General features: G+C 68.3%; 12 protein-coding genes. 4 read left to right on the top strand and 8 right to left on the bottom strand.

Translation table 11 applies throughout. From position 1 onward, the window contains the following. Positions 1-4: 4 nt before the first annotated feature. A complete protein-coding gene (locus ACFOD4_RS09855) occupies positions 5-979 on the bottom strand; it encodes a LysR family transcriptional regulator (RefSeq protein WP_379595989.1) in 975 nt (324 codons plus the stop codon). A 114-nt stretch (positions 980-1,093) separates the two neighbouring features. On the opposite strand from ACFOD4_RS09855, the gene ACFOD4_RS09850 reads away from it, so the two are divergent. Further along, positions 1,094-1,525, top strand: coding sequence for a DoxX family protein (locus ACFOD4_RS09850; protein ID WP_456316882.1), 432 nt, complete (start codon positions 1,094-1,096; stop codon positions 1,523-1,525). A 62-nt stretch (positions 1,526-1,587) separates the two neighbouring features. Here ACFOD4_RS09850 and ACFOD4_RS09845 read toward each other — a convergent pair whose 3' ends face one another. The 4 genes from ACFOD4_RS09845 to ACFOD4_RS09830 all read right to left on the bottom strand — a co-directional run bounded on the left by ACFOD4_RS09845 (position 1,588) and on the right by ACFOD4_RS09830 (position 4,796). Continuing rightward, positions 1,588-1,917, bottom strand: coding sequence for a hypothetical protein (locus ACFOD4_RS09845; RefSeq protein WP_379595988.1), 330 nt, complete (start codon positions 1,915-1,917; stop codon positions 1,588-1,590). A 101-nt stretch (positions 1,918-2,018) separates the two neighbouring features. Beyond that, positions 2,019-3,254 carry an argininosuccinate synthase gene (locus ACFOD4_RS09840; protein ID WP_379595987.1) on the bottom strand — a complete coding sequence of 412 codons (1,236 nt, stop codon included), beginning with the start codon at positions 3,252-3,254 and terminating at the stop codon, positions 2,019-2,021. A 71-nt stretch (positions 3,255-3,325) separates the two neighbouring features. Continuing rightward, a complete protein-coding gene (locus tag ACFOD4_RS09835; RefSeq protein ID WP_379595985.1) occupies positions 3,326-3,892 on the bottom strand; it encodes a transposase in 567 nt (188 codons plus the stop codon). Positions 3,893-3,983: 91 nt separating this feature from the next. Beyond that, the gene (locus tag ACFOD4_RS09830; protein WP_379595984.1) at positions 3,984-4,796 is read right to left on the bottom strand and encodes a hypothetical protein; all 813 of its coding nucleotides are present in this window, start codon (positions 4,794-4,796) and stop codon (positions 3,984-3,986) included. A 215-nt stretch (positions 4,797-5,011) separates the two neighbouring features. Here ACFOD4_RS09830 and ACFOD4_RS09825 point away from each other — a divergent pair, with 215 nt between their 5' ends. Beyond that, on the top strand, positions 5,012-5,920 hold the full coding sequence (locus tag ACFOD4_RS09825) for a heme-dependent oxidative N-demethylase family protein (RefSeq protein WP_379595982.1): 909 nt from the start codon (positions 5,012-5,014) through the stop codon (positions 5,918-5,920). 9 nt (positions 5,921-5,929) lie between these two features. Here ACFOD4_RS09825 and ACFOD4_RS09820 read toward each other — a convergent pair whose 3' ends face one another. The 3 genes from ACFOD4_RS09820 to ACFOD4_RS09810 all read right to left on the bottom strand — a co-directional run bounded on the left by ACFOD4_RS09820 (position 5,930) and on the right by ACFOD4_RS09810 (position 8,241). Further along, positions 5,930-6,346 (bottom strand): NfeD family protein, encoded by a 417-nt coding sequence (locus tag ACFOD4_RS09820; protein ID WP_379595981.1) that lies wholly within the window; start codon positions 6,344-6,346, stop codon positions 5,930-5,932. Further along, a complete protein-coding gene (locus tag ACFOD4_RS09815) occupies positions 6,346-7,311 on the bottom strand; it encodes an SPFH domain-containing protein (protein WP_379595980.1) in 966 nt (321 codons plus the stop codon). The genes ACFOD4_RS09820 and ACFOD4_RS09815 overlap by 1 nt, the downstream gene beginning before the upstream one ends. A 210-nt stretch (positions 7,312-7,521) precedes the next feature. Beyond that, the gene (locus ACFOD4_RS09810) at positions 7,522-8,241 is read right to left on the bottom strand and encodes a response regulator transcription factor (RefSeq protein WP_379595979.1); all 720 of its coding nucleotides are present in this window, start codon (positions 8,239-8,241) and stop codon (positions 7,522-7,524) included. 340 nt (positions 8,242-8,581) lie between these two features. On the opposite strand from ACFOD4_RS09810, the gene ACFOD4_RS09805 reads away from it, so the two are divergent. Continuing rightward, positions 8,582-9,802 (top strand): GTP cyclohydrolase II, encoded by a 1,221-nt coding sequence (locus tag ACFOD4_RS09805; protein WP_379595978.1) that lies wholly within the window; start codon positions 8,582-8,584, stop codon positions 9,800-9,802. Then, entirely contained in the window at positions 9,802-10,296 is a 495-nt protein-coding gene (locus ACFOD4_RS09800; protein WP_379595977.1) for a L,D-transpeptidase family protein, read from the top strand. Before ACFOD4_RS09805 ends, ACFOD4_RS09800 begins: the two co-directional genes overlap by 1 nt. Positions 10,297-10,372: the final 76 nt, after the last annotated feature.

Below are 10,372 nucleotides of genomic sequence, written 5' to 3'. Positions count from 1 at the left end.
GGGCTCATCCCTGAGCCGGCGCGCCGGCCGATCCGGTCATGGACCTGACGGCTTGGCAGTCCGGGTCCCGCGCCGCGTCCCTTGCCACGGTCAGGATCAGGCGGCGCAGCCAGGCATGGCCAGCATCGGCCTCCAGGCGGCGAGGAAAGATCAGGGACAGGCGAGTGTGGTGCAGCACCACCGGACAGGGCCGCAGCGCCAACCCGTGCGCCTCCGCCATTTGCACGGCGAGGCGTGCGGACAGTGCCATGACCATGTCGGTGCGCTTCAGGATGCCGGGCACGCCCGCCAGATGCGCCACCACGGCGCCGAGGCGACGGGGATGCCCGGCCTCGCGCATCGGCTGGTCCAGCGCGCCGTCCCGCGAGCCGTTGGGTGAGTGCAGCAGGTGCGGCCATTCCGCCAGCCGCGCCACCGTCACCTCCCCCTCGGCCAGGGGATGCCCTGGGCGCATCAGGGTCAGAAATTCCTCCGGCAGCAGGCGCAGGCGGGTGTAGAGGGCCGGCGGCTCAGGCAGCATGCCGACGGCCATCTGCACCACGTCCCGCTCCAGCATCTCCTGCGCATTGGTGCGGTCGGCATGGTGGATCGCCAGCAGACAGCGCGGTGCCTCGGCGGCCAGGTGCTCCAGCAGCGGTGGCGCCAGAACCGCCTCGGCGTATTCCGACAAGCCGAGGGGGAAGACGCGCTCGGCGGTGGCGGGGTCAAAGGGCGCGTGCGCGGCCAGGGCATCCCGCAGGCGGTCCAGCATCTCGGCCACGGGCTGCATCAGGGAGAGCGCCAGGGCAGTTGGCTCCACGCCACCGGGGCGGCGCAGGAACAGTTCGTCACCCAGGGCGCCGCGCAGCCGTGTCAGCGCGTTGGAAACGGCGGGCTGCGACAGGTTGAGGCGGGCGGCGGCGCGGGTCACGTGCCGCTCGCGCGCCACGGCGTCGAACACCCGCAGCAGGTTCAGGTCGAGGGTCGAGAGGTCCGCCATTGATGGCGCCAATGATGACCGTTCCGGTTGGCGTTTGGAAGCGCGCCCGGGGGGCGGAGTAGGAGCGGAGCCGTGGCGGCCGGAGGGGCCGCATCCCGCAAGGACACCGGATCCATGATGAGCACCGAACGCACCGCGCCCTATGCCGCCCTGTTGCTGCGCGTCAGCCTGGGCATCCTGTTCCTGGCCCACGGGCTGTGGATGAAGGTCCTGACCTTCGGGCTGGCGGGAACGATGGGATATTTCGGCAGCCTGGGCTACCCGCCGGTGTTCGGCGCCATCGTGGCGCTGGCGGAGACCGCGGCGGGGGTGGCGCTGATCCTGGGGATCTGGACCCGCGCCGTGTCGCTGCTGACATTGCCGATCCTGATCGGCGCCGCGCTGCAGCACGGCGGCAATGGATGGGTCTTCAGCCGTGCCGGCGGCGGCTGGGAATTCCCGGTGTTCTGGATCGCGGCCATGCTGGTGCAGGCCGGGCTGGGTGCCGGGGCGCACGCGGTGAGGCTGCGCCTGCCGGGCGCCTGCCGGGCCGTGCGCGCGGCCTGAGAACTGCGGGGCGCGAACAGCGAGGTGCGGGCGCTGTTTCCGCGCCTCGTCTGCGGCGGAGCTCAGCGCGCCAGGCGCGACGTGCCGTCGGGCGAGTATTCCAGCACGATGCCGCCGCCATTGTAGGCGCCGTTGCCCACATCCTGCTTCGGCAGGTTGAGATTGGAGAAGGGCTGCGCCGGGGTGGGTGCCGCCCGCTCGGTGCCCGGGGCGGGCATGGCCATGGGCGACAAGTTCGTCGATGGGGCACCGCGCGGCACGGGCGGTGGCAAGGTGCCAGCGGAGGATGCTGGTGCCATGCCGCTGGGCGACATCCCGCCTTGGGCCAGGACCGCGGGTGCGGCGGCGAGGCTGGCCAGGGACAGCAGGGCGATACGGCGGACGAAACGCATGGGCCTGATCCTTTCGGCGGGTTTCGGACAAAAACAGCCGGTCGGGATCGGGGTTGCCCGTGGGGGTCCGGGGCGGGTTGCGCCGCCCCGGAGGGATCAGGTCAGAGGGCACCGCCCTTGCGGCCGGCCATGGCGCCGAGGCGCAGCCGGAGGGCGTTCAGCTTGATGAAGCCCTGGGCGTCGAACTGGTCGTAGGCGCCCTGGTCTTCCTCAAAGGTGACGTGCTTCATGGAATACAGGCTGTTGGGCGACTGGCGGCCGGTGACGATGGTGTTGCCCTTGTACAGCTTCAGGCGGACGGTGCCGGTGACGCTGTTCTGGCTCTCATCCACCAGGGACTGGATCATGCGGCGCTCGGGGGAGAACCAGAAGCCGTTGTAGATGATCTCGGCGTAGCGGGGCATCAGGCTGTCCTTCAGGTGGGCAGCCTCGCGGTCGAGGGTGATGCTCTCGATCGCGCGGTGGGCGGTGTGGAGGATGGTGCCGCCCGGGGTCTCGTAGCAGCCGCGGGACTTCATGCCGACGAAGCGGTTTTCCACCAGGTCGAGGCGGCCGATGCCGTTTTCGCGGCCCAGGGCGTTCAGCTTCGTCAGCAGCGTGGCGGGGGACAGGCGCTCGCCATTGATGCCGACGGCGTCGCCGCGCTCGAACTCAATGGTGATCTCGGTGACCTTGTCGGGGGCGGCCTCGGGCGAGACGGTGCGCTGCCAGACGATCTCGTCCGGGGCGTCCCAGGGCTCCTCGAGGATCTTGCCCTCGGAAGAGCTGTGCAGGAGGTTGGCGTCCACCGAGAAGGGGGCCTCGCCGCGCTTGTCCTTGGCGATGGGGATCTGGTTGGCCTCGGCGAATTCCAGCAGCTTGGTGCGGGAGGTCAGGTCCCATTCGCGCCAGGGGGCGATGACCTTCACGTCGGGCTTCAGGGAATAGTAGCCGATCTCGAACCGGACCTGGTCGTTGCCCTTGCCCGTCGCGCCGTGGCTGACGGCGTCGGCGCCGACCTGCTCGGCGATCTCGATCTGGCGCTTGGCGATGAGCGGGCGGGCGATGGAGGTGCCGAGGAGGTAGCAGCCCTCATACAAGGCGTTGGCGCGGAACATGGGGAAGACGAAGTCGCGGGTGAATTCCTCGCGCAGGTCGTCGATGAAGATGTTCTGTTCCTTGATGCCGAGCATCAGGGCCTTGTCGCGGGCCGGGCCGAGCTCCTCACCCTGGCCAAGATCGGCGGTGAAGGTCACCACCTCACATTGGTAGGTGGTCTGGAGCCATTTCAGGATGACGGAAGTGTCCAGCCCGCCGGAATAGGCGAGCACCACCTTTTTCACGTCCTTGACCGCCATTGCGTGGGTCCCTTTTTCCGAACGAGCGAAGGCCAGGGGTTTGCCGCAGAGGGGCGGCGCCGGCAAGGCAGTCATGCCCAGCCGAGGCGGACGGAACGGGGGATTCGGGCACGGCCGGCGGCGTCGCGGGCGAGGCGGGCCAGGGTGCGCAGCGTTTCGGCGGGGGTGCGGTGGTTGAGCGGGTGGCGGCGCAAGGTTTCGGACAAAAGCGGATCGGGGAGCAGCCAGGGGGGTGCATCGAGCGCCGAACGCAGGCCGAGGCGGCGGATGAGCATGAGAAGCGGTAGGCCGCCGAGGCGCGCGGCGCGGCGGGCGGCGCGGCAGATGCTGTATTCGATGGCGCGGAGCGGGTGGCCGGGCGGGGCTTTGGCCAGGAGTTTGAGCAGGCGGTGCCAGAAGCCGGCATGGAAGAGGCGGCGGAAGAAGCGCGCGACGGTGTCGGGGCGGCCGTGTTGGGGGGCGAGGTCTTTCCAGGCGGCGCCGGGGGCGTGGGCGAGGTGGAAGATGGCATCGAGCCGGGCGCGCGGATCAGGGGTGCGGCGGCCCTGAGGGGCCAGCGGCGGGAGGTGGGGGCGGAGGGCGGCCCAGGCGGTGTCGGAGAGCGGGGTCCAGGGGGTGGGGGTGGTGAGGCGGGACATGGGGGGCCGGCTCCGGGGGGGGGAGCGGAGAATGTAGGAATTTAGTCCTTTTGTCAAGTGCTCGCGCTAGCCTAGCTGTTCCTTAGGCTTTTCATAGTCCAACCAAATCGAATGTCACTTCTCGAAATATCTGACTAGCCTCATTCTCATTGAGAAATTTCTTCATAACCATATCATGAAAATGCTTAGCCAAAATTTGTAGTCGGATTTGTTTCAAATATTTTATAGTTGGCCTCGCTTCTAAGGCCGGGGAAAATAAAGGCGCCTCAATCTCTCCAGTAATCGGGTGAGGCCCCTCCTTGAACGTAATAGTATGAAAAATCGTACCTGTTACGTCTGATTTTAAGGATGCCACGGTCCAACAGATGGCTATATTAAAATGACCGATCGTATGATTGTAGACATTAAATATATCTCGGGCCGGGTTAGCCCTCAATTCTGTTCCCTTTCTAGAGGCCACGACAGAGTATATTAGAGTCGAATTATGAGGGTTGTATTTTCCAATTCTTATATAATCACGCGCATCATCGATATCGTACGGTTTGTCGCGAATGTCTGGGCTTCTTTTGGTGTATAAAACAGAAAATGAACTATTAGATTTTATACCTTTTGTATAATTCGCCTGCGTCAATTCAGTACCATCTTGCAGAGTCGTTGTCAGTTTGATCACGTTGATTTTGATTTTACTTTTATTAGTCGGATGGATCGAGTATTTTTGCGCTTTAATCGGTTTTTCGATTTCCCAATCGTGATACAAGGTGGGGCGCATAAACTCACCCGGCTTTAAGTCAACGAAAATTGTGCCATCACTCCACTCTCGCGCCGACAGCAAAGCCCGGAGATCACCATCGACCTCCATCGCGAACTTGGCGGTTGTCAAAAACTTCCGGGGTGCTGCAGCCATTTATCCAGCTTCCGCAGTTCGCAAGACGTGGAAGATGAGTCTCTAAATTTATCGAAAAGTCAATTTTTGTTGGTGCTGCATATTCAAAGCAGTTCTCAGTGAAGGTCCAGGAGGCTCAGCCTCCTGGCGGATGGGGGTTCCGGGGGAAGGCAGCGCCTTCCCCCGCCCCGCGTGCCTCCGGTAGCGTTGGCGTCCCGCCCCGCAGGACGCCCTGGATGATCCCGCCCCCTGAACTGCCTGAGCCGCCGATCCTGCGCCCGTACGAGGATGGCGCGTTTCGCATGGCGTTGGGGCTGGGCACGGTGCCAACGCGGGAGTGGCTGCGGGTCGACCGGCTGTATGGGCCAGAGGTCGCGGAGCGGCGGGCGTTGATCGCCGAGCGGGCGCGGGAGGTCGTGATCGGGTTGCCGGAGGCGGCTGAGGCTGGGGCGGAGTTGCTGGGGGCGGTGGCGGCCAATCTGGCCGAGCATCATCCGGCCTGGTTCGGCTGGGAGGGCGGACGGCTGGCGAACCGGCTGCTGGGGGAGGACGTCGAGATCGCGGGGGCCGAGGCGCCGCTCGCCACGCTGGGCCGGCTGGTGCAGGAGGATTTCTGCCTGATGCGGGTGGAGGGGGGCGTGCCGCGCCTGGTGGCGGGGGTGTTGTGCTTTCCCAACCGGTGGCGGCTGGCGGAGAAGATCGGGTTGCCGCTGGGCGGCGTGCATGGGCCGGTGCCGCTCTATGCCGAGCGGTTGCAGCGGCCGGTGGACCGGTTCCTGGCGCTGCTGGCCCCCGGGAAGATCGCGGTGCGGGCCAATTGGTCGGTGTTGGACGATCCGGCGCTGCATCAGCCGGTGGGGCATGGGCGGCGCAAGGCCAGTTCGTTGCGGGCCGAGGAGGCGGGGGCGCGGCTGTTTTTGCGGGTGGAGCGGCAGAGCTTTGTGCGGCTGCCGCGCTCGGGCGCGGTGGTGTTCGGGATCCGGAGTTATGTCTGGCCGCTGGGAGTGGTGGTCGCGGCGGAGGGGGAGGCCGCGCGGTTGCGGGCGGCGGTGCTGGCGATGCCGGAGGCGATGGCGGCGTATAAGAGCCTGTTGCCGTTCCGGGCGGCGTTGCTGGAGTATCTGGAGGCGCGGGCGGCGGGTTGAGCGGGCGCGTCAGGTCGCGCGCACCACCAGGGTCGTTCCCTCCACCGCCACCACTTCCACCGTTGTTCCGGGGGCGGCCTCCCCTGCCCCGCGCGCGGGCCAGTCGGAATCGCCCACGCGCACCCGGCCGTTCTCCAGCAGGGTGCCGTGGCGGCCGATCAGGCCGGAGCCCGGGGTGTTCAGGGTGCCGGCTTTCGCGCGGGGGCGGAAGACGCGCAGCGACAGCGCCACGCCCGCCGCCAGGAGGGCGATGAAGAGCAGCGCCGTGGCGGTGAAGCCCAGGGGGAGGACGGCCAGCGTCAGGCCGGTGCCGAGGGCGGCGGCCCCGACCCAGATCAGGAAGGCGCCGGGCAGCAGGGTTTCCGCCGCCATCAGCAGCAGGCCGAGGCCGGTCCAGATCGCCCAGGCGGGGATGCCGGACAGCATCAGGTTTCGGGGACGCTGCCGCCGCGCCGGGGGGCGGCGGGTGTTGTGGCGGCGTTGGCGCGGAAGAGTTCCATGGCCCCGGTGATGCCGCCGGCGATGGAGGCGGCCTCGACCGGCACGACCACCAGTTTGGAGGAGGGGTTGCCGGCGAGCTGGCCGAAGGCGCCGATATAGCGTTCGGCGATGAAGTAGTTGAGCGCGGCCTCGCCGCCGTTGCGGGCAGCCTCGGCCACCACATGGGTGGCGCGGGCCTCGGCCTCGGCCAGGCGTTCGCGGGCCTCGGCGTCGCGTTGCGCGGCTTCGAGGCGGCCTTCGGCTTCGAGGATCTGGGCGGCCTTGGCGCCCTCGGCGCGCATCACGGCGGCCTCGCGGTCGCCTTGCGCGCGCATGACGACGGCGCGGCGTTCGCGCTCGGCCATCATCTGGGTGTTCATGGCGGCGACAAGGTTGGCGGGGGGCTCGATCTTGCGGATCTCGACGCGGGTGACCTTGACGCCCCAGGGGTCGGTGGCCCCGTCCAGCACCGAGAGCAGGTGGGAGTTGATCTTGTCGCGGGAGGAGAGGGCCTGGTCGAGGTCCATCTCGCCGATGATGGCGCGGATGTTGGTCATGGCCAGCGCCGAGAGGGCCTGGGTGAGGTTCTGCACCTGGTAGGCGGATTTCTCAGGGTCCATGACGCGGTAGTAGACGACGCCGTCCACCGAGACATTGGCGTTGTCGCGGGTGATGACGGCCTGTTCGGGGATGTCGAGGACGATTTCCTGGACGTTCACCTTGTGGCCGACGGCGTCGATGAAGGGGATGAGCAGGTTCAGGCCCGGTTGCAGGACGCGGGTGAAGGCGCCGAAGCGCTCAACCGTCCAGTTCTCGCCCTGGGGGACGGTGCGGATGCCCTTGAAGGCGGTGAGGACGGCGAGGCCCAGGAGGATCAGCACGACGATGAGGCCGGCGGGGATTTCGTCCATGGGGGGTTGGCGTTCCTTCTCCGTCAGGGTGCCCAGGGGCGGGCTGGTTGGGAGCGGCCGGTGGCGAATCGGGCCGCCGGTCTGGCGGGCGCGGGTGGAGTGTGCCGCGCGCGGCGCACCGGGGCGCGGGAAATCTGCCAGGCGGGCTGCGGGCATGAAAAAGGCCGGGTGCCTGTTCGGGCACCCGGCCTTTGTTCTCACGGCCCCGGATCAGGCGGCGGCGGCGCGGCCGGCCTGGGGGTCGAGGCGGTAGCCGCCGCCCTCAGTCAGGAGCAGGGCGGCGTTGGCCGGATCGGGCTCGATCTTCTGCCGCAGGCGGTAGATGTGGGTTTCCAGCGTGTGCGTGGTGACGGCGGCGTTGTAGCCCCATACCTCGTTCAGCAGGATCTGGCGGGCCACGGGGCGGCCGCCGGCGCGGTAAAGGAACTTCAGGATCGCGGCCTCTTTCTCGGTGAGGCGGATCTTGCGGTTCTTCACCGGCTCCAGGAGCATCTTGGCCGAGGGGCGGAAGGTGTAGGGCCCGATGACAAAGACGGCGTCTTCCGAATTGTCGAAGACGCGGAGCTGGGCGCGCAGGCGGGCCAGGAGCTCGCCGATGCGGAAGGGCTTGGCGATGTAGTCGTTCGCCCCGGCGTCGAGGCCGCGCACCACATCCTGCTCGGCGTCGGCGCCGGTCAGCATGATGATGGGGATCTTGACGCCTTCGTGCCGCAGCTTGGCGCAGAGCTCGCGGCCGTCGCCATCGGGCAGGCCGATGTCGAGCAGCACCGCGTCGCAGCGGCTATCCGCCGCCAAGAGCTGGTCGGCGGCCTCGGAGGCGGTCGCGGCCTCGACCGGCGCGAATTCTCCATCCAGCGCCAGTTGTTCGGACAGGGTGACGCGAAGCGCGTCATCATCGTCCACGATCAGGATCGGCCGCGGGCCGGTCATGCGCTCTCCAGACAATGCCAGTGTGCCGCCCGCCGGCCCCGGGGTGGGGTGGTGGAGGCAAGTGGAAAGACAAAGGCTGCCTGGAGTCAGGGTTGCATCAGCGACGCGGGCAGCCAACCACGGCCATGGTGACGGCAGCGCGTCGGTGGGGCAAGCCCAACCTGTCTCCGCGCGCGCGGCGAATTCATTTTTCTATCCCTGTGTGAGGGGATGGCAACGCTTTCGGGCGGACCACATCAGGTCGGGTGCGTCGTTCGCCCTGGCCGGGCGTGGGGTAGCCTGTCCTTGGCAGGCCGCTGGCGGTGGCCCATGATGGATGAGACTCACGGAAAGCGATGGTATGACCAACCCAGCCAATGTCGCGCCCGAGTTGCGGCATGACCCCGAGATCGGGCCGGCCCTGCCGGACGCGCTGGCGATCGCGATGCGCGGCGTTCACCGCGCCGTCAGCGAGTTGAAGCGGGGGACGCCGGTGCTGATCACCGGTGTGCCAGGGGGGGCGCAAGGCAGCTCCCACGGAACGCTGCTGGTGGCGGCGGCCGAGACGGTCGGGGCGCGGGGACTGGCCGAACTGGCCGAGGGCGCGCTGAGCCCTCCCTGTCTGTTGCTGGCGCCGGTGCGGGCGGCAGCCGTGTTGCAGCGCCCGGTGAAGGCCGGCCTGGCCGGGGCCGGGCAGCCGGGGGCGGAAGATGGCGTCGCGGCCCTGCGGCTCCCGCCGGCGCTGCTGCAGCCGGCGGCCTTGCGCAGCCTGGCCGACCCGGTCGCCGAGCGGCTGCTGCCGGATGCGCCCGAACTGGTGGCACCGCCGGCGCTGGGGCCGGCCGCCATTGCCCTGGCCAAGCTGGGTCGGCTGTTGCCGGCGCTGGTGGCGGCGCCCGTGCGGGAAGACGTGGCGGAACGGCTTGGCCTTCTGCGGGTGCCGGCGGCGGATGTGCTGTCCTATCCGGCGACGGCGGCGACCACGCTGGTGCGGGTGGCCGAGGCACGGGTGCCGCTGGAGGATGCCCAGGATGCGCGCATTGTCGCCTTCCGCGCTGCGGATGGCGGAATCGAGCATCTGGCGATCCTGGTGGGCGAGCCGGAGGCCCTGGCCGCCCGCGGCGGCGCGCCCCTGGCGCGGGCGCATTCCGAATGTTTCACCGGAGATCTGCTAGGGAGCCTGCGCTGCGATTGCGGGCCGCAGCTGCGCGGCGCCATTCGCCGCATGGCGGAAGAGGGTTCGGGCGTGCTGCTCTACCTGGCGCAGGAAGGGCGAGGCATCGGGTTGGTGAACAAGCTGCGCGCTTATACGCTGCAGGATGGTGGACTGGATACGCTCGATGCCAACCGGGCGCTGGGCTATGGCGCGGATGAGCGCGGCTTCCTGGTGGCGGCGACCATGCTGGGGCAGCTCGGCATTCCGCGGGTGCGGCTGCTGACCAACAACCCGGACAAGATGGCCGGGCTGTCCGCCTGCGGCATCGAGGTGACGGAGCGTGCGGCACACCACTTCGCGGCCAATGGCGTGAACGACAAATACCTGGAAACCAAGGCCGAACGCTTCGGGCACCTGTTGGACTGATGATCGCAACGGTTCTTTCCGATGGCCGGCTGCGGCTGCAGGGCCGCACCTGGCGCTGCGCCCTGGGGCGCGGCGGCGTGTCGCCGCACAAGGAAGAAGGCGATGGCGCCACGCCGCTGGGGCTGCTGCCGCTGCGTCGGGTGCTGTACCGGGCCGATCGTGGCGCGGCGCCCGCCTGTGCGGTGCCGGTGGAGCCGATCGCGCCAAACGATGGCTGGTGCGACGACCCCGCCTCCCCCGCCTACAACACCATGATCCGCCTTCCGCATGAGGCGCGGCACGAGGAGCTGTGGCGCGGCGACCACGTATATGACGTGATCGGCGTGCTCGGCTGGAACGACCGGCCGGTGGTGCGCGGGCGCGGCAGCGCGATCTTTCTGCACCTGGCGCGGCCGGATTACCCGCCGACCGAGGGATGCATCGCGCTGGACGGGCGGGAGCTGCGCGACGTGCTGGCGATGGGGGTCACGGGGTTCGAGGTGGTCGCGGCTTGAAAGCACCGAACGGGGGCAGGACATTCTTCCCTGCCGCTCTTTCTGGTCAATGGCGCGAATTGGTTCCTGCGGGCGC

Source organism: Teichococcus globiformis (assembly GCF_042646265.1).
Lineage (GTDB): Bacteria > Pseudomonadota > Alphaproteobacteria > Acetobacterales > Acetobacteraceae > Pseudoroseomonas > Pseudoroseomonas globiformis.
The sequence above is the reverse complement of the archived record's forward strand: the minus strand, read 5'-3'. Positions and strand labels throughout refer to the sequence as shown.